Origin of the sequence: Embleya sp. NPDC020630 (assembly GCF_044334985.1) — a bacterium.
Lineage (GTDB): Bacteria > Actinomycetota > Actinomycetes > Streptomycetales > Streptomycetaceae > Embleya.
This window is the reverse complement of sequence record NZ_JBIRUB010000021.1, coordinates 24,082-49,047: the sequence shown is the minus strand read 5'-3', so window position 1 is coordinate 49,047 and position 24,966 is coordinate 24,082. Positions and strand designations below refer to the sequence as shown.

Below are 24,966 nucleotides of genomic sequence, written 5' to 3'. Positions count from 1 at the left end.
GTCGCGCCGGAGACCGCCATGCCCCTGCCGCCCGTGTCCGGGCCCGTCGTCACCCCCCGAGACCTTGTCGAGGCAACCCCGATGCGCGGAGCGCCCGCCGGATCGGTGGTCGTGGCCTGGTACCCGACGCACTGCGACGCTCCCCGGGCCGACGGCGACGACGGTCCTGCGGTCGTCGCGCGTCCTCGGCCCCGTCACCGCGCGTCCCGCCACGATCGCGGGTGCCCTCGACCTGGCCCGAGCAACCGGGCCGCAGGCACTCGCCTACCTGGCCGGGGTCCGCAGCCCGACGGCGCTGGGCGTCGCCCTCGCGGTCAGCCGTCTCCTGGGGACGACCCCGCCCCGGGCGCTGAACCACCGCGCACACCCCACCGCCCGCACCCACGCGCCGCTGATCGCACCGACGCCGATCCCGATTCCGGCGCAGGTCCCCGCGGTGTGGTTTCCGCACCTGCTCACCATCGGAGTGCGCGAATCGGTGATGTGGGAACTGATGAGGCCGGACCAACACCGCGCGTGGGCCGGCACCCCACCGCGCGAACTGCCCGCCGGCGACCTGGTGGCCCTGCTCCCGGGGCTTCTGCGCCTGCGGACCCTGAGCAGCGCCGGCCGGCTGGGGGACCTCGGCGCGGACGGCCGCGAGGCCGAAGCCCTCCTCGCCGTGCACCCCTTCACCGTCCCCCTCGTCTGGCGCCACCCCGCGCTGTTCCGGCGTCTGGCCGAGAGCGTCGCCCGGCCTACCGCCCCGACCGCGTGATCCGCGCCTGCACCGGAGCGACCGTGACGCATTCACCCGCCGGTTCCCCGTTGCGCGTGGGACTCCTCGCGTCCTCGCCCGCCGTCCTGCGCGCACTGCACGAGATCTGTCGACGGGCGGGATACGCACCCCTCGTCCACGCCACCCACCCGCCCCGACCCGCCGGCGGGGCGTGGGACGACCGCCTGAACGAGATCCGCCGCCACGCACCCGCGAGCGCTCCGATCATCGCGCCGTCCGATCGACTCGCCGCGCGCATCGCCCCGTTGCGCCTGGACGTCCTGCTGTGCCACGGCCACCTTGACCCGCTGCCGCCCGGCGTCCCGGCCTCCACCGTCCACGGTGTGGTGAACCTGCACCCGGGCGACCTTCCCCCACGCCCCGGGATCGGCGCGGTCGCCTCCGCGCTGCTGCGAGGCGACCCGACGATCCGGGCCACCGCACACCTGGTCACCGCCGCCCCCACCCCGGGGCCGATCCTGGCCCGGAGCGAACCGGTGGAGTTGCCCGACTGGTTCGACCCCCGCCTCCTGCGACGCGAGATCACCACCGCGACCCTGCACCTCGCTCCCCGGGCGCTGGACGTCCTCGCGACCGCGGCCCCAGTCGACGACCGGGACGAGGCCGCCACCACCACCGGTACACCGGCCAGGGGCCTGTGCCTGCTCGATCTCGCTCGCGGCGCCCGCGACATCCACCACCAGGCGCGCATGCTCCACTACCTCGACTGGCCCGCGCTCGCCAACCTCGACGACGGCGCCGTCCGCGTCTTCCGCACCCGGCTGACACCCGGCGCGATCCGCATCCCCTGCGCGACCGGCCGCCTGTGGGCCGACCAGGTCATCCCGCTGGATCCCCGGCCCCGACGCTGAACCGCCCGAACCCACCCCTTTCCACCCCGACGTTCCCTTCGAAGGATCCTTCCGTTGTCGTTATCGTCCGTTGACACCTCCGCCGACGTCGCGCCGACGCTCCACCCCCGACGTGCCTGCCTCTACCTCGCCGTGGTGTTCGTCGCGGCATGCGGCGTACCCACCCTGATGGGCCTGCGCCGCCTGCACCGCGGTGCCGCGGACGCCCTCGGCGGTCTGCCCGTGCCGCCGGTGCTGGTCCTCACCGCCGCCCTGATGGTGCTGCTCGCCATACCGGCGATCGTCCTGGCCGTCCGAATGCGCGCCGCCCACCGCGACGACTCCGTGATCGCCGTCGCCTACATGGTGACGGTCACCGTGCTGTTGGTGACCACAGGGGACCTCGTCCCGCACGGCGGCCGCCGCGTCGGCGCCGCCGCCGGCATGGCGCTCGCCCCGACGATCGTCCTCGTCCTCCTGTACCGGCGGGCCCGCCCGCTGCCCCCGCGCACACGCCACGCCTTCATGGGGGCGGCGGGCCTGGGGCTCCTCCTGTCCCTGTGCGGATACAAACCCGCCGCCTACCTGGGCACGACCGTCACCGTCGCCGCGATCGTCGCCCTGATCCTGCGCCTGGTCGACGCGCCGCGACCACCACTGCTCGTGCCCCTCGCGCCGACCGTACGCGTGGTGCACCACGACGACCTGGCCGTGTACGTGGAGCGGCCGCGGACCCTGGGCCGGGAGTTGGGGCGCGCCGCGCGTGCCTACCTGACGGGCGTCGTCGGGTTGTTGCTCGTCATGATGCTCGCCTCGGCCGCCGGCGCCCTGATCGCCGGCATGCCCGACGACGGCGACAAACAGCGCGCCGCGCTCGCCCTGGACGACATGGACGTCCCCCTGCGGATCGCCGCCGTCACCTGGACCTCGATCGTCGAGACCCTCGTCCTGATGGTCCTGGTCGTGGTGCTCCTGGAACGCGCACACCGCCCCCTCACCGAGATCGTCGCCGTCGCCGCGCTGGGCCGCGTCCTCGTCCACCTGTACGCGGGCACCGCCTCCCTGATCATTGCCGCCCTGGTTCTGGGCGGACTGTCGGTGCTGCTGTACCGCCGGACCCGACAGGTTGTCCCGCTGATCGCCGGCCACCTGGTCTTCGACTGCGCCACCGTGTTCAGCCCGAAGGCGATGCTGCCCGCGTTCGTCGCCGGATTGGTCATGTTCGTGTGCGCGACCGGCCTGCGGTATACACGGCTCACCCGCGCGGCGGGCGACGCGTGAGGCGCCCACCCGAGGTCACCGTCGTGCCGACCGTGCTCGTCGTCGGCTGCGGCGTCCTGTCCGGCGCCCGGGACCTGACGCGCGCCGCCGACCTGCCCGCAGCGCTCACCCGATGGGCGGGCCACCCCGGCCCCCGCTTTGGCCCCGGCGCCGGAGGAGCATCGACGGTGCCGGGACGAGGCGACGAGCACGCGTGCGACGCCCACTCTTCGGCGCGTGGATGCGTGACCGTGCGGTCGGGGGATTCGCGATGATCCCGGCCCACATACCGTGGCAACTGCCGCCGCCGCGAATCCCGTTGGTCGACCGGGGCCCCGAGCGCGAGGAACTCGACGCCCACCTCGCCCTGGCCCGCCGGATCGGGCGGCCCCTGCGGTTCGTCGTCACCGGCGTTCCCGGTGTCGGCAAGACCGCGTTCGCGCTGGACTGGCTGAACCGTTTGAGCGCACGGTTCCCCGACGGGCAGCTCTACGCCGACCTGCGCGACGGCGACACCTGGAGGCCGGAGGGGACGCGCGACGTGCTGGCCGGGTGGGTCGGCGCCCTCGGCGCGCCGAGCGTGCCCGAGCACACGGACCAGCTCACGGGCCTGTATCGGAGCCTGATGCGCGGGCGACGCATGGTGGTCCTGCTGGACGACGTCGGCGACGAGGATCAGATCCGGCCGCTGCTGTCCGCCGGGGACAGCCTCACGGTGATCACCACCCGTCGGCGCCTGCCCGGCCTGGCGCTCGACGGATGCCACACCATCGAACTCGCGCCGCTCGACGCCGAACACGGCATGGAACTCTTCGCGGCCGTCCTCGGGGCGCAGCGCGTCGCGGCCGAGCCGGTCCAGGCCCGTCGCATCGTTCACGGCTGCGGGGGCCTGCCGCTCGCGGTGTGCCTGACCGCGGCCGAATACGCCGGCCGACCCCGTCGGCCCCTTCGTGATCGCCCCCACCACGTGGAAGGACTCGACGCCATCAACGACACCATCGCCGCCATCGTGGACGCACTGCCCGACGACGCCAAGAATCTGTTCGTGCGCCTGGGAGTGCATCCGGGCACGACGTTCACGCCGTCCGCACTCGCCGCGCTCGCCGGTGTGCGCCGCGCCGACGTCGATCCGCCGATCCGCACCCTCCTGGACCGGCAACTCCTCGCGCCGGGCCCCGGGGCTTTCGGCGGGGAGACGTTCGTTCTGCCCGACGTGGTGCGGCATCCCGCCGCGGCCGCCGCGCGCGCGCTGCCCCCGCGGGAGCGCGACGACGCCCGCCGCGCCCTCTACCTCGGCTACTACGTCCCCACCGCCTCCGAGGCCGCGCAACTCCTGGACCCCGGGCGGCTGTTCGCCGTGGACGCCGCCCCGTCCGCCACCACCGCGTACCTGGACGACGTCCCGGCCGCCCGGGAATGGTTCGACCTCGAGTACGACGCGTTGACGACGATCGTCCTCGTCGACGGCGAGGACGGATGCCTCGAGGCCGTCCACCTGCTCGTGGACCGCCTGTGGTCGTACTGGCACCAGGTCCGATCCGGGAAACACGTGGTGACCGCGCACCGCGCGGGACTGCGGGCCGCCCGGACCTGCGGCGACCACCGTGCCATCGGACGCATGCTCACCTCCCTCGCGCTCCTCCTCCCGGCCGCCGCATCGACCGAGGCCCTGGACTGCCTCACCGAGGCGGAGTCCCTGTTCCGCGAGGCCGGCAACGAACTGTTCGCCGCGCGCACACTCCACTACCGCGGCCTGGTCCTCGCCGAGGCCGATCGACCCGACGAGGCCGCGAAGGCCCACCGCCGGGTCGTCCCCGCGTGCGTGCGCCTGGGGGAACCCCGAGTCGCCGGCCTGGCACTCGACCGCCTGGCCGCGTCGGAACTCGCCCGCCTGGCCACGTGGGAACCCGGCAACGACGACCACAGGACCACGGCCGAGATGGCGGCCGTGGACGCCTCCGCCGCCCACACCATCCTGACGACCGCCCGCGATCCGCTGAACGCCGCGCTCGCAGCCCTGACATGGGCAGAGGCCGAACTCGCATGCGGACGGCGGGACAACAGCGAGAAACTGACGACCGCCGCGATCAAGACCCTGCGCCGGGACTATCCACGACAGGTCCCCGACGCCTGCGACCGGCTCGCCCGCTGGGCCGACGCCATGGGCGATCCCACCCGGGCCACCTCCTACCGCGTCGAGGCGGCGGCCCTGCGCCGCGAGGACGCGCACGACGGCACCCCGGGAGGAACCGCATGAACCCGCCTCCCGTCCTCGACCCACCCCACACCCACCACCCGGGCACGCCCTGCCCCCGCCCCGGAACCCTCCACGCCGACGCGGGCGCCCTCGCCCTGCTCGCCGTCCTCGGACTGTGCGGCGGCCTCGTGTCCGGGATCGCCGTCGCCCGCCCGGTCGTCGAGGACCGGCAGCTCCCCCAGGACGACCCCGCGACCACGGGTCGGACCGCCCCGGAGCCCGTGGCCCCGTGCGTTCCGCGCCCGCCGGCCCCCGAACTCGTTCCCGTGTATCGACCCGACGGGCGGTGGCGGCCATGACCACCGAGACCCAGGGCGCGGGCCGCGCCGAGGAGGAACGGATGAGCCGCCGCCCGCTCGACCGGCACGTCGGCGTGTCGTCCGTCGTCACGGACGCCCTCCTGGGCGTCACCACCTCGGTGGTGGCCGTGGTCGACGACCGGTTCCCGATCGGCAACCACGTCGTCCCCCTCGGCGACATCGCCAGCGACGGCACCCGCCTCGTCGGGTGGGACGCCGACCCCGACCGATGCAACTGGGCCCGCCAGACGTACTTTCCCGACGTCGACGCCCTCGCCGAGTCGATGCGCCCCGGCGTCCTGGCCATCGTCCGACTGCCCCGCCCCACCGACGGCCCCACCATCGCCGCCGCCCTCGCCGCCGGCCGCGACCTGCCCCGCCCCACCCCGGCCCTCGTCTCCCCCACCTACAGCAGCGGGCACGTCGACGGCTCCTTCGACGGCTACGCGCGCCGCCCGTGGTTCCTGACGACGCCCGCGCACCCGGCCGGGCGCCTCACGGTGTGGGAGACGATGCCACCGCACTGCGCCGAGGCGTGGGGGAGCGCGGACCCGCCCCTGGACGACGACGACCTCGCCCCGCTCGTCGACGACTGGAGCACCGCCCACACCCTCCACCTCGACGGACACCTGGCCGCCGCCGGTCGCGCCGGGGCCGCCGCAGCGCGGATCCTGAAACGAGAACCCTTCGCGCTGCGCACGATCGTCGGCTCCTGGGACCTGTTCTGCGAACTCGCGCACACCCTGCGCACGCGACCCCGACTCGGTGCCCCCGCGCGACTCGAAACCGCCCCGATGCCCTGCCTTCCCGGAGAACCCTCGTGATCGTCGTCAACCCGCGCGCGCCGATCGGCCGCGCCGCCCACATCGCGTCCTCCCTGTGCGACCCCGACGGCACCATGCACCTCGGCCACCGGGCCCGGCGCACCACCATCGCGCCCGCAACGACCGCATGACCGCCGCTTCACCGGCCGCTTCGCGGGAGTGCCGCAACGAGTGCGGCAGTCCCGCGAGCACCCCCCACGGCCTGTGTCTGCCCTGCGACGCAGCCAGGGTGGGCCTGCCCGACGGCCACGGCGTCTACGGCGTGCTCGACGACGACGGCGCCACTTTGCTCTGCCACGAATGCGGCGTGCGCGTCGCCGGCCTCAACAGGCACGTGACCCGGGCCCACGCGATGACGATCGAGCAGTACCGCGCGGCACACGGACTGCGTCGCACACAGCCCCTCGTGTCGAAGGCCGTCAGCGACCGACAACGCGCGTCCGCGCTACGACGCATGGCCAAGGACCCCGCAGCATGGGCCCGTCTGGAAGCCGCCCGGGATCCCCGGGCCGCCGTCGCCGCACGCACCGCCGAAGCCCTGCGCGGCAACGCGGCCACCCTCGCCGGACGCCGTGCCCACCCGGGGCCCGAGCCCCTGCCGTTGACGGCACGCGCGTGCACGCGATGCGGAACCGTCTGGACACCCGCCACCCCCGCGGAACGACGCCGGTGGTTGTGCGGTGGGGCGACATGCCCACGCAAACCGGGCGCCTATCGACGCCCCCTCACCGCCGACGAGACCGCCGCCCTGCGCACCGCCTCCACCGACCCGGACGAACTGGTCCGCCTGGCCGTGGCAATCACCGAGAGCGGGACATCCCTGGTCGCAATCGCCGCGGCGGCAGGCGTGAACAGGACACGACTGAGCAAATCCGTGCGACAGGTACGCGCCGGGGAGCCGCCGATCGAGCGGGCGCCGTCGCGGCGCGACGCCTGCGACAACAGCCCTTCGCGATGACCCTGCACACCTGGCACAGCCTGCACACCCGACCCCGCCTCGGCCTTCGCGAACCACTCGAAAGCGCCTCGGTGCCCCGCCTACCCGGAGAAGCGTCGTGATCCTCGTACCGTCCGAACCCCCGCCCCGGCCGTGGCACGTGAGCATCGACGGGCCGACCGCCGCCGGAAAGACGACCCTGGCCACGGGCCTCGCCAGAGCGTCGAGCGGGAACGTCGCCGCCCCCGGAACGCTCGTCCTGGACACCGGTTTGACGTACCGGGCCGCCGCGTTGGTCCTGAGCCGCCAACCCGACCTCACCTCGGCCGCGTTCGACCGCGCCCTCCTCCACCTGCCGGCCCTGTGGCACGGCGGCGACCGGGAACACCCCGGGGAACGCCTGGTCCTGATGTGGAACGACCAGGACATCACCGACCGACTACACACCGAACACGTCACCGCCCACCTGCCCCTGATCGCCGGGAACGCGGTGTGGCGCGACGCGATCCTGAACCGACACACGCAACTGGTCAGCCACAGCGCGCCGTACAACCTGATCACCGTCGGCCGCGACACCACCCCCACCCTGGCGCCCGCGTCGGCCCTCGCCGTCCACCTCACCGCCGACCTCGAGATCCGGCGACAACGACGACACACGCAATTCGCCCACTCGCCCGACCATTCCACGGCCGTCGGACCCGAAACGGCGCTCGACGTCCGAGTGCGGGCGGCGCTGCGCACCCGCCCCCGGACGCTCCACATCGACTCGACACACCTGACGGAGACCGACGTCCGAACACGCGTCCTGGACGCCCTGACCGCGCACGCATCCGCCGTACCCACCGACCCCGACGGCACGCGAGAGTCGGACGACCGGCGCGCCGCACACGGGTGTCGTGGACCGCGCCGGGCCCGGGCGCGATGAGGTCGCAACAGCCGCCGCGCATCGGCGATCCGGCTCCGGGCGGGGGACGCCTGGTCCGCGCGACCATCACCCTCGATCCTCCGCCCCCCGAACGGAGCGACCTCGCACGGACGTTCCTGGTTCCCGACCGCTTCGCACGCCATCACCTCGCCAACGCCGCCGCCTCGATACACCGACCCGACACCCCGGGACGGGCGCCGGGCGCACCGTGGAAGGTGACGATCACGGTGGACGACGACCACACAACGGCGACGATCCCCGGCAGCGCCCGCGCCGAATCCCTGCGACGGGACCTGCGGGGCCTGATCCGGACCCTGCCGGTCACGTTCGACGACATCGTGGCCGCCCACGCCCCCGACCCTCCCGTCGCCCCTCGCAGGCCGCGCCCGCCCGGCGCCGCGAATCGGCGCGCGACCAGACGCCGCCCCACCCGCCCACCCGCGACCCCAGCACCACCGCAGCGGCACCCGCACACCCCGCCCGCGCACCCGGGCGGCGACCCGCACGACCTCGTTTCCGGCACCCACGCCGACCGACCACCGGGACCCACCATGCCCACACCCGGCTCACCCGCCACCCCCATCGGCCAGCCGGCCGAGTACCTCCACCGGCTGCGCACCGACGCCCGAGCCCGCGACCTCCTCCAGGCCCGCTCCGCGATCCAGCACACCATCCGCCGCCGACTCGACCTCGACGGCCACACCCACGTCGACACCCCACAACCAAGGCACGATTTCCCCGGCGCGCACCCGGGCTCCGCCGCGACGACCCACCACCCGGGACCGGACCCGCGCCCGCGCGACCGATCGCCGTACCTGCGCGCGATGCTCACCGCCGGCTTCGCCCGGGTCTACGAGATTGTCCGCGGCGACGCCACCCACACCGGCGAGCACACGTTCGTCGAGATCCACCGAGCCCACGCCGACTACAAAACCACCCGGCACCTGATCCAGGACCTCGTACGTGCGGCCGCCGACGCCATGCCCTGGATCGAACCCGCCCCCGGCGCCGGGCCGCCGCGCATCGACTGGGCCCGGCCCTGGGTGGTGACCACCGTTCACGCCGCCGTCGGCGCGGTGGTCGCCGCCCCCATCACCCCCGACACCGACGCCCGGGAACTGCTGCGTCTCGCCGCGAGACACGGCCTCGACGCCGACCCGGCGGGCAGCGCCGACGAACTGCTCGTGCACCTGTACGAGAGCCTCGTCCGCCCCGCCACCCACACCCCGACGTTTCACATCGACTTCCCCGCCTCGCAGGCCCCCCTCGCCCGGCCGTGCCCCCACGACACGCGCCTCGCCCAGACATGGAACCTGGCCGTCGCCGGCATCGAGGTGGCCACCTCCTCCACCGAACCCGCCGACGGCGCGGCACCGCGCGCCCGACCACCGGCGAACACCGCTCGAGCCGACGACGACGCAGCGACGATCGACCACGGCCGGTCGGCGGTGTCCGACGCCCCCACGCCCCCGGCCGGGAGCGTGCGCATCGACCTGGACCGCCTGGTGCAGGTCCTCACCGGCGCCGAACTCATCGACGACGTCATCGCCTTCCCCCTTCCGGCCGCAGGACGGGCGGGACGATGAACCCGTCGCGCCGCTCGCCGCCGCCACGACCGAACACCCGGCTCACCACCATCGCGCCCGCGACGACCGCATGACCGGCACCCCGCAGGACGCTTCCCCACGCTGTCGCGAGTGCGACCGTCTCGCGAGCACCCCACACGGCCTGTGCCTGCCCTGCGCCGCCGCCAGGGTGGGCCGGCCCGACGGCCATGGTGTCTACGGCGTCCTCGACGACGACGGCGAAGATGACGGCCAAGCAATACCGCGCGGCCCACGGGCTGCGTCGCACCCAACCCCTCGTCTCGAAGGTCGTGCGCGACCGACAACGCGAGTCCGCGCTGTAACGCATGGAACGCAACCCCGGGGCATGGGCCCGCCTGGAAGCGGCCCGCGATCCGCGAGCCGTCGTCGCCGCGCGCACCCCCGAGGCCCTGCGCGGCAACGCGGCCAGCCACGCAGGGCGCGTTCCCCCGCCGGAACAGCAGGTGGCCAAGCCGCTGACGGCACACGCGTGCACGATGCGGGCCCATCTGGACACCGGCCACATTCGCGGAACGACGCGTTCGTACGTGCGGCGCGGACACCTGCCCACGTATGGCAGCCCCCTCACCACTGACGAAGTCGCCGCACTACGCACTGCCTCCGCCGACCCGGACGAACTGGTGCGCCTGGCCGTGGCACTCACCGAGAGCGGGGCATCCCAGGAGGCGATCGCCGCAGCGGCAGGCGTGAACACGAAACGACTGAGCAGCTCCGTGCGACAGGCACGCAACCGCGAGACGTGACCCCGAAACACAAGACGTCGGCGGTGGGCCCACAACGGCCCGGTCCCAACCCACGCCTCATGCGTCGATCCGCCCCGAGACACCACGAGATCATGGTCGGAAAAGGTCTCGGGCAGACCGTCACGACGAGCGTAGGAGGCGCCCGGTGAGCCAGTACTACGACATGGGCGAGGAGACACTGTGGAACCCGTCCAACGGGGCATCCCGCTTGTTCCTGGGCCAGTTGGCGATCTTCGAGGCCGAACTTCGCCTCCCGTCCGGTATCGGCCCCATGGAGGACGACGAGTGCGAGGTCGACCCTGCGAGGTTCGAGGTTTTCGTCAACTCCCTTGTGGCGCGCCACCGACGAACGCAGCACGCCGTCATGCGAGTGCTCGCCGAGGGCTTCGTCACCACGGTGCTGGCCCTCGGCGGCCGGGCGGGCGTCGATGTGCGGTGGGACGGGAATGACGACGCGTGGGGCGACCGCCTCCGTGACAACGCGCAGCGGCTGGCCCGCTCGATGACACCCTGACCTCGAGCCCGGAGGCCCGTTCACCACCAGGTCACCGGAAGGCGAGGCGGACGCCCGGCGACGTCGGTGTTCGGCCCCGCCGGACCGCAGTGGGGTTACGCTGCACGGCACATCGCGATGCGGGGGGTGGGTGATGGACGCCCTACGCACAAACCGGGAGGCCCCGGTGCTGTGGAGGGGTGTCCACACGAGACGGATCGCCACGAACGCGACCACGGGTGTCGCCGTCCTGGTCCTCGCGGCGATCATGGCGGGCATGGCTTGGCCGGCGTGCACGGGCCGCTCACGACGCGCCGATGGGTCCTGCTGCTCGCCCTGGCCGGCATCGGCCTGGTCCTCGCGCTGAGCCCCGCCCACCTCGCGCACACCCAGACCCGACGCCGCATCGAGATCCGCCGGACACACTCGTCATGCACGACGCGCACACCACCGTCCCCCTGCCCGGGGACACGATCGTCGAGACCACGCTGACACTGCACCGGGGGCGACTGACCCGCTGCTCCTACCCGGAAATGCCCCTGTGGTCAAAGCGGCGCGAGGATCATCAGGACCTCGTCGCGGGTGTCGTGGGGTGCGAGTCGGAGGGCGTTGGGCCATCGGCCGATCTCGCGCCATCCGAGCCGTCCGTAGAAGTCCTCCAGACCCTCGCCGCCGCGGGCTGCCAGATGCAGCTGTTCAAGGCCGAGCTCATCGCGGGCGATCTTCCGGAGTTCGTGGACGAGGGTGGATCCGATTCCGCGGCCGCGGAAGGCGGGGTGGGTCTGGAGGTGGTGGACGGTGCCCCAGTGCCCGACGAGTCGGTAGGGATCGCGATTGAGGACGACCCATCCGGCAAGGACGCCGTCGACCCGGGCGATGAGGAGCCGACTCTGTTGAGGGTCGAGACGGCTGAGGAGCTTGTCCGCGACGGGCGTGACGTCGTCGAGTCTGACGGGAGGGAACGGGAATCCCGCGGCGCCGCCGGCGTTGGTGACCGCGATCCAGCAGTCGATCAGCTCCTGCCGGAGTTCGGCGGCGACGTCGTGCGGGTTTGTCATCTGGACAAGGTGGAGGGCGGCGTCATTCGGCATGGGGCGGAGGATGCCGGAGGGGTCTCACATCCTCCCCGGAGTCAGGGGCTCGTGGTGCGTCGACCGAATTCGGCGGCGTAGTTGGCCCAGTCCCCGTCGCAGAGACGTTGCCAGGCGACGGCGACGTCGGTGTGGATGCCGAGGGTGCGGGCGAGGATCGCGGCGGGAATCTCGGTGGCGAGCTGAAGAGGGCGGTGCTGCGGGCCTGGTTGGGGCGGATCCCGAGCTGGTTGAGGCGTTGTGTCAGCTGTGTGGTGCCGATCGGCCGCCCGGGTTGGCCGCCGGGGAAGAGCCATGGAGACGGCGCCGGCGCGCCGATGGTCGCGTGGCCCTTGCGGTTCGCGGCAACCGCGCGGGCCGGCTGGGCGACCGGCTCGGGCGGCTGACGGTGTGGGAGACGATGGCGGCACACTGCCCCGAGGCGTGGGGGACCGCGGACCCGCCGATCCACGACGACGACCTGGCGCCGCTCGTCGACACCCGGAGCATCGCCCACGCCCTCCACCTCGACAACCGCCTGGCCACCGCCGGCCGCAGCGGCGCCGCGGCCGCGCGCGTCCTCGAGCATCACCCGTTCGCGCTGACCACGATCGTCGGCGCCTGGGACGAGTTCTGCGACCTCGCGCACGCCCTCCGCACCCGGGCCCGTCTCGGCACGCGCGCGGGACTCGACGGCGCCTCGGCCCTTCGTCTTCCCGGAGAACCGTCGTGATCCTCGTGCCCGGTGCCGGTCCGCGTCGCGTGACGATCGACGGTCCTCCGGGTGCCTGAAGGACCACCCCGGCCATGGGCCTCGCCCGAGCGTGGAGCCGCGACCCCGGGCACCGCGGAACGATCGTGCCGGATACGATGCCGATGTACCAGGCCGCCGCGTGGGCGCTGAGGTGCGAACCCGACCTCACACCCGGTGAGTTCATGGGCGGGTGCCTCCACCTCCCGGCGCTCCCGCGATGCCTTCGTGCCCCGGTGGTGGGCGTGGACGGATCGCGGATGGACGGCGCGGGGCGCCGCCGACCACCGCGCGACCGCCTACGAGGACGGCACCCTGGTCACCCGCGTCGGGGCCCTGCACGCCGACCACGCCACACCCGACGACCATCCCACCGGCCGGCCGACATCCTCGTCCACCCTGCCGACGCTGTTGGTGAACATGTACCACCGGGTCTGGATCGGCGACACCGATCACGTGCTGTGCGTGACCGGCACCGGATACGCAACAGCCCTGCTCGCACGACGATTCGGCGACCGCCGCGTCACGAGCATCGACGTCGACCCCCACCTGGTCGCTGCCGCGGCGGAATGCCTGGAAAGCGTCGGGTTGCAGCCACAGGTCAAGGAATGCGGCATCACCGGACCCCTGCCCGTCGGTTACGGCTCGACCGACCGCGTCGTGTCGACGGTCGGCTCCCCGGCATTCCCGCGAAGCCGGCTCAACGCGCTCGCCTGGCCCGGCCGGCTGGTCACCCGGTGACGCCCTGTGTCACATCCCCTCCTGTAGTTGGTACAGCTCGGCGAACAGCCCGCCCTCGCGGGCGACGAGGTCGGTGAAGGTGCCGGTTTCACGCAGGGTGCCTTTGTCGAGGACGATGATGCGGTCGGCGGCGCGGGCGTTGGCGAGTCGGTGGGTGACGAAGATGGTGGTGCGTCCGTGGGCGAGGTCGCGGAGGCGGTCGAACAGGGCGCGTTCGGCGCGGGCGTCGAGGGCGGAGGTGGGTTCGTCCAGGACCAGGACGCTGTTGTCGGCGGCGAAGAAGCCGCGGGCGAGGGCGAGGCGTTGCCATTCGCCGCCGGAGAGGTCGTGGCCTCCCCAGAAGGCTCTGGCGAGTGAGGTGTCGAGGCCGTGGGGGAGTTTGGCGATCACGGTGTCGGCGCCTGCGGCGCGGGCGGCGGCGTGGACGGGTTCGTCGGTGGTGGGCCGGCCGAGGGCGATGTTGTTGCGGGCGTCGGTGGGCCAGCGGGTGTAGTCCTGGGGGACGAGTGCCAGGTGTCGCCAGACGCTGTCGGGGGCGGCGTCGGCGAGGTCGACGCCGTCCCAGGCGACGGTTCCCGACGTGGGCAGGTACAGGCCCGTCAAGAGTTTGGCGAGGGTGGATTTCCCGGAGCCGTTCTCGCCGATGAGTGCGACGAGTTCGCCGCGGCGGAGTTCGAGGTCGATTCCGGTCAGGGCCGGCGTGGTGCAGCCGGGGTAAATGAATTCCAGGTGGTGGGTGGTGATCCGGTCGGGGCCGGTGTCGGGGATGCGGGTGGTGCCGCGCCGGCTGCGGTGATCGGCGGCGTCGGTGAGGAACCGGTGCCAGTCGTCGAGGTAGAGGCTGGTGCCGAACAAGGTGGCGGCGACCCTCGCGAGCGCGGCCAGCGCGGTGCCGGCGGTGCGCACGGCGATGACGGCGGTCCCGGCGACCGCGTAGTCGACGCGTCCGGTGACCGCGAGGGCGATCAACGCGGCCCAGGTCGCGCCGGTGGCGCTCGCGCCGGCGGCGTCGCCGGCCAGTCGGGTGGCGATGGCACGGTAGGTGGCGTGCAGGCCCTCGCGTTCCACGCGCAGCGAGATGCGCCGGTACTGGTCGAGGAGGAACGGCGCCATCGCGCCCGCGCGTACCTCGGCGCCGGCGGGGCGTTCGGTGTTCATCGTGCGCAGGATGGTGCGGGCGCGGGTGTCGCAGCGGGTGCGGTGCTCCGTGCGGTGTTCGATCCGCGCGGCGCGGACCGCGGCCAGGCCCCGGGGGGCCGCGGCCAGGAGCAGCAGCGGCAGCAGCACGGGATGCAGCACGGTCAGGACGGTGGCGACGGCGGCGAGTTGGGCCAGGACGGCGGTGAGCTGTTGGGCGTCGACGATCAGTTGCCGGACCCGTTCGGCGCCCACCCCGGCGGCGTCGAGGCCGTCCTCGAATCCCGGGTGCTCGTACGCGATCAACTCGACGGCGGTGGCGACGGACTGCACGCGCAGGTCGGCTTCGCGTGAAGCCTTGGGGGCGACACGGGCGGCGGCGAGCTGGGCACCGGCCGCCAGCAGCGCGCCGGCGGCCAGGGCGGCGGTGAGCAGCGCGAGGGTCGGCGCGGCGGCGGTGAAGCGGTCGCGGACCGGGTCGGTGTCGGCCAGGAGCAGGCCCAGGACGCGGGTGGTCGCGGCCAGTCCGGTGGCGGCGAGCACGGCCGCGCCGACCTGACACACGATCAGCACGACGACGGCGCGGCGGTCCGCGCGCCAACTCAGCCGTGCCGCCTGGACGAGGGCGCGCGGCAGCCGGCGCGCGACGGTGGCGGTGGTGGCGGTGTGCAGGGCGGCGGTGTTGGCGTCGGGGGCGAAGACGATGCCCACCGGCGGCGCGCTCGCGGGCGGTGCCGCGGCGCTCGTGGGGTCGGGGTGGTCGTCGGGGGCGGGCGTGGGTCCGGGAACGGGTCTGGAAACAACGGTCACACGCCCCTATCGGGGGGTGGCGCGGTGTGGCGATTCAACAGGTTTTCCGCGTTTGCACGGGCGTGGTTTCGGGTGTGGTAGCGGGCCGCGCACGGTCGGCGCCCGCGTGCGCGGCCCGGGTCGACGGGCTACCGGGGCGCCGTTTCGGCAGGCCCGGCGTCGGGCATGGCGGGGACGATCAGCGCCGGTGTCCACGGCCGGTCCACCGCGTCCTCTCCCAAGGCCACGTCGCCCTGGGGGGTGCGCAGCCAGGCGTGCGCCTCGCACGGCAACAGGCGCGCCCCGAAGACCAGATGCACGCGGCGGCCGGTCAACGCGCAGGCCACGACCGTGGCGATCTGCGTCTCCAGGCAGGCCAGGCGGCCCGGCCACCACACCGGCCGCACCGCCTCGACGGCCGTGTGCAGGGCTTCGACGCGTCGTCGCGAGGCCGCCGGCAGCGCGACGACCACGCGCAGCGCGGCGAGTTGCACGCGCAACGGCAGCGGTTTGAGCAGCAACGCGGCGGCGAGACCCGCGCCGGCGACCGCGCGATGCCGCAACGGAACGGGCACGGCCCCTCTTCGGGCCATCACGGTCATCGCCGACCCCCGAACCAGGCGCGCCGGACGGGTCGTTCCCGGACCAGGCGCCGAGCGATCAGGTCGTCCACCACGGCCCGAACCGCGGGAGCGAACGTCGCCACGGGCTCGCCCGCCTCCCGGGCGAGGGCGTCGACGAGCCCCCGGATTTCACCCGTTCGGGTGATCTCCGTCCACACGCGGGAAGCGTCCGCGTCGAGGAAGACCCAGGCTCCGGTGCGGCCCCGGCGTATGTCGAGGATGGCGATGCCGTCACCCGTCTGGGCGATCCCGAGGCCGGGCGCGGGGCTCAGCACGAGGCCCCCGTCACGGACTCGGCCCACATCGCGTCCGCGACCAACGTGATCACCGCGCGCAACGCGCCGGTGGGCCGCCCGGCGGCGGTGTCGGCGAGCAACGCCCTCGCCGCGTCCGCGCGCACGAGGCCGGCACCGATCAGCGGATTCGCGTCGACCAGCGCCTCCAACTCGGCGCGGTGTGTCCGGATGTCCGTGATCATCGCCTGACTGAACGAGCCCTTGCTGCGGCGCCCGCACAGCCACGGCGGCAACACGTCCCCGAGCGCGGCGCCGAGCAGCGCCTTGTAGCGTCCGTTGCGATGCCTCTCGGTCGGGGGGATCGCGAACGCGGCCCGCACCACGGAGTTCGCAAGGAACGGGTGCGCCGGCCGCACACCGCAGTGGCGGTGCAGGGGCTCCTGGTGGCGGGCCACGGCGCCGGCCGCGTGCAGGGCCGACCAGTCCGACCAGCGCGCGGCGTCCCGCGGTCCGTCGGCACTCGCGGCCTCCTCCAACAGGTGCGCCACCGCCTCGCGTCCGGTGGCACTCAGCAGGTCGACCGCGCGATTCAACCCCAGCCACGGCCAGGCCACGTTCGCGTCACCGCCCACCCGCAGCACCCGGGCCGCCGCCCGCAGCGCCTCGCCCCGATCGCGGGCGGCGGCGGCCTTCACCCGGGCCCACGACGGGCCGGGCGCGGACGCCCGCAGCCGCGCCGCGTCGACGACGAGCCTTTTCGCCTCGCGTCGGCGGCCGGCCCGCACCAGGTCCACCCACACGGCCGCCGGGTCGGCGTCCAGGACGATGTCGCCGCCGTGCCCGGTCAGATGCCACGGTCGGCCGATCGCCGGCACCAGGTACGCGGCCTCGGTGCCCTGCGCGATCAGCGGCCCGACCGAGGCGTCCAGGCGCACCGGCGCGTCCGGACGGTCGAAGTGCCCACCGGACTCGGTGACCACGTGCGCGTAGGCGTGCCCGGTGGACAGCGTCCGGATGTGCCCGGCGACGCGATCGGCGAACGCGCGGTCCTCGGCGCTCGCCCGCGAGCCCGCCCAGTGCACCGTCAGCAGCGGCGCCACCCGCGCGGCGAGGATCGTCACGGTCGAGGAATCCAACCCACCGGAGAGGTCACACGAGTTCCCGAGGACTCCTGCGGCCACGGCCACCCGCTCGACCTCGGTGCGCAGGGCTTCGCCCAGCGTCCGCGCGCCGTCCTCGTACGACAGCGCCCCGAGGCCGCTCACGTCCACCTGCCGGCAGGACCCGTCGCCGTCGAACACCAGCGCCCGGCCCCCGGCCACGCACTCGACACCCGACCACGCGGACCGCTGCGGCCACAGATCCCCGCACACCAACCGCGCCGTCATCACCGCGAGATCCGGCGACGCGCGCACCGCCCCCGCCAGGGGCAGGGCACTCGTCGACCACAGGTGCGCACCGCCTGCGGCACGCGCATGGTGGAGGCCGCGGAACCCGGACAGGTCCCCGATCAGGACCCGGCGCCCGTCTCCGTCGTCGGCCGAGACCCAGTACGAACCGGACCATCGTGTCAGCGCGGTCCAGTCACCCGCCGCGACGTGCTCCAGGCCCGCGTCCAACTCGGCCTCGCTCGCGCCGCAGTCGCCCCACACCGCCAACCGCACCGCGCTCCCCGGGCGCGAGGCGACCCGCACCCGGGTGTCCGCATCGTCGACCCACACCCGCGACAACCCGGCCACTTCTCGTCCCGGGGGAGCGCCGACCCACTCCCCGGCACCGTCGGTACCCGTCACTGCCATGTCGTCCTCCATCCAGCCACGCCGAAACCGCACATCCGAAAAGGGGGGAACGGAAAGCGCGCCCGGCCGGTCGGGACCGGTCGGGCGCGCTCGAACCGCAGGACTTCGTCACCCGCGGCGATGTACAGGCGTCACGCCGAAGCGGGCGTGACGGTCACGGACGCGTCGTGCAACGCGGCCTTCACGAACCACATCGCGCCACTGCGGTCGGCGTCGTCGAAGTTCTGCCGACCGTTCGTCAGCCGCGTGGCCGGAAAGGCGGTGACCGACGGCGCGAACCCGCCGTACGACTTCGGGGTCTCGCTCATTGCGAATTCCTCTCGTCCTGCGGCCCGGGACCGGGCTGCGGTCACCAGCCAACGCCTCGACGACACATGCTGGGAACAGCTCGGCGATTGCCTCGACTTGCCTGCCGCCCACGCCCTCCTTGCCTTCGCTTGCCTCTCGCCAGAGGCACTTCCATAGCCCCCCGCCACCGCGCACACTGGACGAAGCCCACGGGAGGCAGGAGGGCAGTCGATGGACACCGCGGTCGAACGGCACCCCCTGGCCACCCTCGTCGCCCGACGCGGCGGCACCGTCGCCACCTACCTGCGGCACGTCGCCGACGCACACCGCGCGCTCGGCTTCGGCGGACTGGCCGCACGCCCGGAGAAATACTCCCGCTGGCTCGCCGGCGCGACACCCGACCCCTGCACCCAACTCGCCATCGCCGCCCTCCACGGCGTCCCCGACGACGTCGTACACCGCAGACCCTGGCCCGACTGGCTCCTCGCGGCCATGCCCGACGACCGAACCCTCCTGGAATCCCCGTGGACCCCCACAGGAACCATCCAGGCACTCGACACCGTGGGAGGCACCGTGGACCGCCGCGGATTCCTCATCGCCGGCTCAACCACCCTCCTCACCACCCTCGACCAATGGGCCGCCGCCGAACCCGCGACCGCCGTCACCCACGGCCGCCGCATCGGCGCCCGCGTCCCCGACCTCATCGACACCCGCATCACCGCCCTGCGCCACCTCGACGACCAAGTCGGCGCAGCCCGGGCCCACGACGCCGCACTCACCGAACTCCGCCTCGTCACCGGCCTGCTCCGCGAGGGCACCTACACTCAGACCACCGGCCGACGCCTGTTCACCGCAGCCGCCGAGGTCTCCCGCATCTGCGGCTGGACCGCCTACGACACCGGCCGACACGCCGCCGCCGAACGCCACTTCATCACCGCCCTGCGCGCAGCGGCCAGCGCCGACGACGCCGACACCGGCGCACTCGTCGTCACCTTCTGGGCCAACCTGCGCTACGCCACCGGCGACCCGCGCGGCGCACTCGACCTCCTCGACCGCGCCCTCGCCGACCCCCGCGGCATCCACTCGCCCCGCGTCCGAGCCCTGGTCTACGCCCGCAAGGCCCGCGCCCACGCCACCGCGGGCGAGCCCAAGCCCGCGTACCGCGCCATCGACAGCGCCCTCCACGCCTACGACACCGACCGCGCCCCGGACGACCACACGGGACCCCTGTACTGGGTCAACCGAGGCGAGATACACCAGTTCGCCGCCAGCAGCGCCCTCACCCTCGGCGACCCACACAGGGCCCTCGCCCACTTCGACGAGGCATACCGGGCCGACGACGCCTACGACCCCGACCTCGAAGCACGCGGCGCCGCCATCTACCTCGCCCGACAGGCCGAGGCATACCTGGCCCTCGGAGAGATCGACGCCGCCGCACAGATGGCCGACCGCACCCTCGACCTCGGCGGCACCGAATCGGCACGCGTACGCGACCTGCTCACCGACCTCGGACAAGCCCTGAACCCCTACCCCGCCGCAGCCGCAATCGCCGCACGAACACGCATCCGCCACGTCCTCACCCCGACGCCGTAGAAGCAGCTCCCGCGCACAGACCCCCGCGTCGCCGGGCGCCCGACTTGACCGCCGTTCCGCCCCCATGGCGGCCCAACGAACGGGGGAGATGCCGCCGCACGCCCGGCGCGACGTCGCACACACGCACGACCCGCGCGCACATCGCGAGCGGGACCCGACTCCGCTCACGCCCCACCACAAGGCCACCCCCACCGCAGCCACCACCCCGGACACCACGACCCCGGACACGGGAAAAGACCGCATCCCCGTCGCCGACCGCCACTCAGCGCGCACGATAGCCGGCCCACGCGCGCGCCGCGTCGGCCAGAGCACGTGACCAGGGCGCCGGCGTACGGCTCGTGACGGCCTCCCAATACCGGGCCTCAGCCTCGACGAAGTCACCGATCACCCCATCGGGCACCCCACGCCACGCCGGCAGCCGCGCCGCCCACGCCTGCGCCGCGGCCGGCGACTGCCCACCGGTGGCGATCAAACGCACGACCACCAACGCCGGATCCAGCCACGCCGGCCCCCGCACCGCCCACCCCCAATCCACGAGCACCGCCCCATCGGCCGTCACGAGGACGTTCTCGGGATTGAAGTCCGTATGACACAACGTCGACCCCACCAGCGCCTCACCCAAACCGACACCGGGAGCACACCCCGCCCACCGCTCCCCGGCCGACGGCAACTCCACCGCGGGCAGGGAAACACCGGCCAACACCTTCAACGCCTCGGCCAACAGGACCAGATCCCCCGAGCGCTCGCGATAATCGGCGTGACGACCGGCCACGAACTCGAAACCCACCAGATCCCAACCCCCCACCAGCAACCGCCACAACACCCCGGGCCCCACCCCCGCCACACACTCCCCGATCAACGCCTCACGCCGCTGCGCCGCAGCCCGAGGATCACCAGTGCGCAGTCCTTTGACGAACACCGGACCGGTCGCGGTGTCCACGCGCACGGCCAGGTCGCTGTGATGGCCTCCGTCCACGGGCGTGACCGCGTGGATCGGCCCGGTCAGGGCCTCGACCGCCGAGCGCGTACGCACCGGCAACGCGTCCGCGGGAAGCCGTCCTTCGTCCATCGAGTCCTCCCGACCCTCCCGCGGACGCCGCCGTCCGGTCCGACCCGCCGCAGACGTTGCACGCCGCCCTCGCGGCGTGACGAGGCGACGATCGATTGTCCACCTCGGTCGTGTCGCCCCGAGGTCCGATCCCGGCCGAGTTCGATGCGTCCGGCCGACTGCCGAGGAGCTCGTCCGGCCCGGGGAAAGTGGGATGGATCTCTTCCCCCGCACCGTGGGGCGGGCGTGTCCGTTGCTCGGGGGTCAGCTCCCGGCGGTGGTCCGCAGGAGTTCGGTGGCGCGGCGGGCGAGTCGTTCCAGGGTCGCCGCGGGCATGGTGGCGTCGTCGGCCAGGGGAGCGACGGTGATGCCGACGAGGTCGGGCCCGATGCGGATCATGACGGCGTCGAGGGTCCTGGGCCCGTCGTGTTCGACGATCACGCGCATCCCGAGGGTCTCCTCGCCGAGGGCGGGGGCGGGCAGTGTGCCGAAGCGGGCGACGGTGCCCTGGTAGGGCAGGGGGATCCCGGAGCAACCGGCGAGCATGGCGCGCGTCTTGGCCAGCTGCAGCGCCGCGTCGTCATCGTCATAGACCTGCACCGACGCCGTCACACGCAGGCCGTTGCCGTTCTCGAACACCCGCTGCGCGCCCAGGGCGATGGTGACGGCACCGGCCGGCACGCCCGCGAGGGCGCGGTCGCATCCCGCGTTGCCGCTGCGGCCCGAGTACGGTTCGGACGCCGGCTTGGACCCGGTGTCGGTCACGGCACCCGCAGTCCACCCGGGACCGAGGTCGTCGACCGTCAACACCGCCCGCCGCGCCTGCTCCTGCGTCAAACGCGCCGCCGCCGAGCCCGGACGCGGCGGTGCGGCGGGGGCCTGCGGAGCGGTGGAGGCGACACCGGGGCGCCCCTCCATCGCGGTGACGACGATGAATCGGGTGGCCGGGTCCTTCAGCTTGATCCGGAAGGACTCCGGAATTCGCTCGACGGTCATGCCCTCGAGGAGCCGCGGGTTGTTCGCGTTCAGGGCCCGATAGTGCCGCAACGCCTCCGTCTGGTTCTCGTAGAACACGTGTTGGATCTGCGGCATGTTCTTGAGCGCGGCGAGGATCTCCTCGCGCTGGGCGTTGGTGACCGCGCCGTTCGCACAGCCGCCCGTGCCCGTGTCCGCGTCGCGGCACAGGAACACCGCCATGTCGACCTTCCGGGCCCAGAAGTCGACCCCGGGCGCGTCGTCCGGATCGGGTGCGGAGGTCTCCTCGTCCGTGTCCTCCGCACCGCTCCCGCCCGAGACGGCCGACGCCTTCGGCGTCGCCGCGCGTTTCGGCCCCGGCCCGTCGTGCCCACCCGAACACGCCGCGCTCGACATCAGCGCCAGGCCCAGAGCCGCGCCCCCGACGGCGACCCGCCCCGCACACGCCCTCTTCCACCGCATCATGTCCGCCCCCGTCGTCAACTCGGCTGCCACCGAGCGTAGTTGACCGCTCCCACGCGGGAGCCGGCCCGGGGTGCAGGCCAAGTCGACCTTGCGATGCCGGACGGTCGTGAAACGCGGCCTCACGCGTCGACGCGTCCGACGCGGACGAATCCCGACCGACCGGGTGCGACGGCCGCGAACAACCACGCATGCCTGCTCCCGGTCAGCTCCATCTCCATGAACTCCGTGAAGGTCATCGCGTACTCGTCCCGTCCGAGTCGCCAGTCGAGGATCAGCGAGGAGTTCGGGCGGTCCACGGTGGCCGGGCGCAAGAGGAGTTGGTCGCAGGTGATCTCGCAGGCGATGGGCATGGCCCATCCGGGTTCCGGACGGATGGGCCACGGTATGAGCGCAGGGTCCAGGGAGCGTAGGTGTCGGCGTACATGTGAATGCGGCTGTGGCAAGATTTTCGTAGCAGGAGATCATCCCGAGATGATGGTCTGCCCGTCGTCGACGGGAAACCTCTGACTGTATTCTATCGAACTGTCGCAATTGATAATGAACTTGGCCGACGTGCTGGTGATCTCGACTGATCTCACGGGTCCCGTGATCGGTATCCAGGCCCGTACGAACTCCTTTGCTGCGGCCCTATGAGCGCGACGGGGCGCCCGCGAACTCGGCCTGGACCGCCGCACGGTCCGCAAGTACGCCCGCGCCCGAACCTGGCAGGAAGTCGTGCGCCGACCGCCCCGCCGACCGTCCACGTTGGACCCCTACCTCGACTACCTGCAACAACGCCGGGACGAAGGCGAGCACAGTGCCACGGTCCTTCATCAGGAGCTTTCGACCAAGGGCTACTCGGGCCACTACCAGCGCGGGAGATCCGCGACAACCTCGTCGCCCGTATTGCCGAAGCCGAGCGGGAGGGCTGGCTCGGAGAAGTCGAAGGGCTCCGGGTCAGCCTGGCTGGCGCCGAAGACAAACTTGCTCGGATGGGCCGACGAGCTTCCGGCGGCACGGCGATCGACCTCGGCATGCCACGCATAGCCCCAGCTCAATCCGCTCAGGCGGAGGGAACGGCTTCGCTGGCACAATCACTCGATGACCAGCAATGACATCCGGTTCGACTGCCGGCACCGTGGCGACGGCGGCCCGCTCGTGATCGTGCCCCGCATCGACGGAACACCACTCACCGAGCTGGTCGACGGGTTCGAGATCGCTGCCGGGATGCAGCCCGCAGGCGACGCCTACGGCGGTCTGATCCCGGAGTTCTTCCGGTTCGGCCCGATGCAGGATCACTTCCTCGGACTGTCCACCAAGGCGATGGGGCCGAAGACCCCCGTTCTCGGTTGTGAATGCGGCGAGTGGGGATGCTGGCCCCTCATGACCCGCATCACCGCGACGGCCGACTTCGTGATCTGGGACGGCTTTGAGCAACCGCACCGCAAGGCCCGCGACTATGTGGCATTCGGTCCGTTCCATTTCGACCGTCACCAATACGATGACGCTTTGCAAGCCCTGAGCGCGACGATCGGCTCCGATGTCGACGACACGCGCGCGTGAGCGAGCGCCACCAGGCGCGGCCTGCCGGGCTAAGGGAGGGGAAGCGGTTCTTGGAAAGATTCGAGACGGAGAGTCTGGCGCTGATACCTGGCCAGAAGGTGCAGGCCAGGGTCCTCAGTCATCACCCATGGGGTGTGCTCGTTGAGATCGTTTCGTTACGAGAACGCTGGTCTGTCGGCCTCTATCGACATGGTTCAGGGTTTCGGTGGTGGCGCGTGTGGAGCCGGCCTCGTGTCCGGCGACGACCAGAGACGTCTCGGCGGAGACGGCGGACGCGGCTCGGCGTTCCGCCGGCTTTGTGAGCCGCCAACTACGCTCGCCCGTACAACCAGTGCGAAGGGGGCCGCGCGGTGAGCCAGTACTACGAGATGGGCGACCGGACGCTGTGGAATCCGTCCAACGGGGCGTCGCAGTTGTTCATCGGCCAGGTGAACCTCTACGAAACGATGTTGGGTCTGGCGTCGGGGATCGGCCCCGTCCAGGCCGACGAATGTCGGATCGACCCCACCGTTTTCGGGGCGTTCGCCAATGCGCTGCTGGCCTGGTACTGCAGAACCGGGCACGCCGTGATGACCGCATTGTCCGAGGGGTTCGTCGCCACGGTGCTGGTCCTGGCGCAGAGAGCCGACATCGAGGTGATCCGGCGGCCGACCGACCTCGGCGAACTCGGCGACGTCAGAGATGTCCAGGCGACTATGGCCCCTGTGCTCGGGGCCCCGCAGGCGGCCGCGCCTCGGCTGAGGGCGCACGAGCTGGGTCTCGCCATGCCGACGTGACACCCCCCGCGATCCTGCGCGCCCCCAGCGCGCACGGAGGATACGCCCGAAGCCATGGTCACAAGGCAGCGAACGCTCCCGGTATTCGGTGAGCTTCTCGCGGTGGCGCCTCGGCCCGGGTTCGCGGGCCGCAGACGACCGAGGCGTTGCCGGCGCGAGCCGGGAGCCGAGATCTGCGCG

General features: G+C 72.9%; 26 protein-coding genes. 17 read left to right on the top strand and 9 right to left on the bottom strand.

Annotated features, from left to right (window positions below; genetic code table 11):
* Window positions 1-64: 64 nt before the first annotated feature.
* From ACH4XV_RS40190 to ACH4XV_RS40135, 12 genes are all read left to right on the top strand, one after another.
* Window positions 65-757 carry a hypothetical protein gene (locus tag ACH4XV_RS40190; protein ID WP_395798160.1) on the top strand — a complete coding sequence of 231 codons (693 nt, stop codon included), beginning with the start codon at window positions 65-67 and terminating at the stop codon, window positions 755-757.
* Window positions 758-780: 23 nt separating this feature from the next.
* On the top strand, window positions 781-1,629 hold the full coding sequence (locus tag ACH4XV_RS40185; protein WP_395798158.1) for a hypothetical protein: 849 nt from the start codon (window positions 781-783) through the stop codon (window positions 1,627-1,629).
* 54 nt (window positions 1,630-1,683) lie between these two features.
* The gene (locus ACH4XV_RS40180) at window positions 1,684-2,889 is read left to right on the top strand and encodes a type II CAAX prenyl endopeptidase Rce1 family protein (RefSeq protein WP_395798156.1); all 1,206 of its coding nucleotides are present in this window, start codon (window positions 1,684-1,686) and stop codon (window positions 2,887-2,889) included.
* Between the two features lie 250 nt (window positions 2,890-3,139).
* On the top strand, window positions 3,140-5,125 hold the full coding sequence (locus ACH4XV_RS40175; protein ID WP_395798154.1) for an NB-ARC domain-containing protein: 1,986 nt from the start codon (window positions 3,140-3,142) through the stop codon (window positions 5,123-5,125).
* Window positions 5,122-5,424 carry a hypothetical protein gene (locus tag ACH4XV_RS40170; protein ID WP_395798152.1) on the top strand — a complete coding sequence of 101 codons (303 nt, stop codon included), beginning with the start codon at window positions 5,122-5,124 and terminating at the stop codon, window positions 5,422-5,424. The genes ACH4XV_RS40175 and ACH4XV_RS40170 overlap by 4 nt, the downstream gene beginning before the upstream one ends.
* On the top strand, window positions 5,421-6,248 hold the full coding sequence (locus tag ACH4XV_RS40165; protein WP_395798150.1) for a hypothetical protein: 828 nt from the start codon (window positions 5,421-5,423) through the stop codon (window positions 6,246-6,248). The genes ACH4XV_RS40170 and ACH4XV_RS40165 overlap by 4 nt, the downstream gene beginning before the upstream one ends.
* A complete protein-coding gene (locus tag ACH4XV_RS40160) occupies window positions 6,245-6,379 on the top strand; it encodes a hypothetical protein (protein WP_395798149.1) in 135 nt (44 codons plus the stop codon). The genes ACH4XV_RS40165 and ACH4XV_RS40160 overlap by 4 nt, the downstream gene beginning before the upstream one ends.
* On the top strand, window positions 6,376-7,206 hold the full coding sequence (locus tag ACH4XV_RS40155) for a MucR family transcriptional regulator (RefSeq protein ID WP_395798148.1): 831 nt from the start codon (window positions 6,376-6,378) through the stop codon (window positions 7,204-7,206). The genes ACH4XV_RS40160 and ACH4XV_RS40155 overlap by 4 nt, the downstream gene beginning before the upstream one ends.
* A 97-nt stretch (window positions 7,207-7,303) precedes the next feature.
* Window positions 7,304-8,110: a (d)CMP kinase gene (locus tag ACH4XV_RS40150; RefSeq protein WP_395798147.1), complete on the top strand. Its 807-nt coding sequence runs from the start codon at window positions 7,304-7,306 to the stop codon at window positions 8,108-8,110.
* A 227-nt stretch (window positions 8,111-8,337) separates the two neighbouring features.
* On the top strand, window positions 8,338-9,696 hold the full coding sequence (locus tag ACH4XV_RS40145; protein WP_395798146.1) for an amino acid--tRNA ligase-related protein: 1,359 nt from the start codon (window positions 8,338-8,340) through the stop codon (window positions 9,694-9,696).
* Between the two features lie 326 nt (window positions 9,697-10,022).
* Window positions 10,023-10,460 (top strand): hypothetical protein, encoded by a 438-nt coding sequence (locus ACH4XV_RS40140; RefSeq protein ID WP_395798144.1) that lies wholly within the window; start codon window positions 10,023-10,025, stop codon window positions 10,458-10,460.
* Between the two features lie 145 nt (window positions 10,461-10,605).
* The gene (locus ACH4XV_RS40135) at window positions 10,606-10,974 is read left to right on the top strand and encodes a DUF6086 family protein (protein ID WP_395798142.1); all 369 of its coding nucleotides are present in this window, start codon (window positions 10,606-10,608) and stop codon (window positions 10,972-10,974) included.
* A gap of 524 nt (window positions 10,975-11,498) precedes the next feature.
* On the opposite strand, the gene ACH4XV_RS40130 is transcribed toward ACH4XV_RS40135, so the two are convergent.
* Window positions 11,499-12,011 (bottom strand): GNAT family N-acetyltransferase, encoded by a 513-nt coding sequence (locus ACH4XV_RS40130; protein ID WP_395798140.1) that lies wholly within the window; start codon window positions 12,009-12,011, stop codon window positions 11,499-11,501.
* Window positions 12,012-12,369: 358 nt separating this feature from the next.
* Here ACH4XV_RS40130 and ACH4XV_RS40125 point away from each other — a divergent pair, with 358 nt between their 5' ends.
* Entirely contained in the window at window positions 12,370-12,756 is a 387-nt protein-coding gene (locus ACH4XV_RS40125; RefSeq protein ID WP_395798138.1) for a hypothetical protein, read from the top strand.
* Between the two features lie 246 nt (window positions 12,757-13,002).
* Entirely contained in the window at window positions 13,003-13,515 is a 513-nt protein-coding gene (locus tag ACH4XV_RS40120; RefSeq protein WP_395798136.1) for a methyltransferase domain-containing protein, read from the top strand.
* Between the two features lie 9 nt (window positions 13,516-13,524).
* Here ACH4XV_RS40120 and ACH4XV_RS40115 read toward each other — a convergent pair whose 3' ends face one another.
* From ACH4XV_RS40115 to ACH4XV_RS40095, 5 genes are all read right to left on the bottom strand, one after another.
* The gene (locus ACH4XV_RS40115) at window positions 13,525-15,462 is read right to left on the bottom strand and encodes an ATP-binding cassette domain-containing protein (RefSeq protein ID WP_395798134.1); all 1,938 of its coding nucleotides are present in this window, start codon (window positions 15,460-15,462) and stop codon (window positions 13,525-13,527) included.
* Window positions 15,463-15,590: 128 nt separating this feature from the next.
* Window positions 15,591-16,016, bottom strand: coding sequence for a lasso peptide biosynthesis B2 protein (locus ACH4XV_RS40110; RefSeq protein WP_395798132.1), 426 nt, complete (start codon window positions 16,014-16,016; stop codon window positions 15,591-15,593).
* Window positions 16,017-16,039: 23 nt separating this feature from the next.
* Window positions 16,040-16,339 carry a PqqD family protein gene (locus ACH4XV_RS40105; protein ID WP_395798130.1) on the bottom strand — a complete coding sequence of 100 codons (300 nt, stop codon included), beginning with the start codon at window positions 16,337-16,339 and terminating at the stop codon, window positions 16,040-16,042.
* Window positions 16,333-18,099 carry an asparagine synthase-related protein gene (locus tag ACH4XV_RS40100; RefSeq protein WP_395798128.1) on the bottom strand — a complete coding sequence of 589 codons (1,767 nt, stop codon included), beginning with the start codon at window positions 18,097-18,099 and terminating at the stop codon, window positions 16,333-16,335. Before ACH4XV_RS40100 ends, ACH4XV_RS40105 begins: the two co-directional genes overlap by 7 nt.
* A gap of 131 nt (window positions 18,100-18,230) precedes the next feature.
* Window positions 18,231-18,407: a hypothetical protein gene (locus ACH4XV_RS40095; RefSeq protein ID WP_395798126.1), complete on the bottom strand. Its 177-nt coding sequence runs from the start codon at window positions 18,405-18,407 to the stop codon at window positions 18,231-18,233.
* 211 nt (window positions 18,408-18,618) lie between these two features.
* Between ACH4XV_RS40095 and ACH4XV_RS40090 the strand changes: the two genes are divergently transcribed.
* Window positions 18,619-19,980, top strand: a complete 1,362-nt coding sequence (locus ACH4XV_RS40090) for a tetratricopeptide repeat protein (protein WP_395798124.1) — start codon at window positions 18,619-18,621, stop codon at window positions 19,978-19,980.
* Window positions 19,981-20,242: 262 nt separating this feature from the next.
* On the opposite strand, the gene ACH4XV_RS40085 is transcribed toward ACH4XV_RS40090, so the two are convergent.
* From ACH4XV_RS40085 to ACH4XV_RS40075, 3 genes are all read right to left on the bottom strand, one after another.
* Window positions 20,243-21,049, bottom strand: coding sequence for a phosphotransferase family protein (locus tag ACH4XV_RS40085; protein ID WP_395798122.1), 807 nt, complete (start codon window positions 21,047-21,049; stop codon window positions 20,243-20,245).
* Between the two features lie 243 nt (window positions 21,050-21,292).
* Complete coding sequence (locus ACH4XV_RS40080; protein WP_395798120.1) at window positions 21,293-22,498, bottom strand: permease-like cell division protein FtsX; 1,206 nt, start codon at window positions 22,496-22,498, stop codon at window positions 21,293-21,295.
* Between the two features lie 89 nt (window positions 22,499-22,587).
* Window positions 22,588-22,818, bottom strand: coding sequence for a hypothetical protein (locus tag ACH4XV_RS40075; RefSeq protein ID WP_395798118.1), 231 nt, complete (start codon window positions 22,816-22,818; stop codon window positions 22,588-22,590).
* Window positions 22,819-23,548: 730 nt separating this feature from the next.
* Here ACH4XV_RS40075 and ACH4XV_RS40070 point away from each other — a divergent pair.
* Both ACH4XV_RS40070 and ACH4XV_RS40065 read left to right on the top strand, forming a co-directional pair.
* Window positions 23,549-24,010 (top strand): hypothetical protein, encoded by a 462-nt coding sequence (locus tag ACH4XV_RS40070; protein ID WP_395798117.1) that lies wholly within the window; start codon window positions 23,549-23,551, stop codon window positions 24,008-24,010.
* Window positions 24,011-24,360: 350 nt separating this feature from the next.
* Complete coding sequence (locus tag ACH4XV_RS40065) at window positions 24,361-24,786, top strand: DUF6086 family protein (protein WP_395798115.1); 426 nt, start codon at window positions 24,361-24,363, stop codon at window positions 24,784-24,786.
* Window positions 24,787-24,966 lie beyond the last annotated feature (180 nt).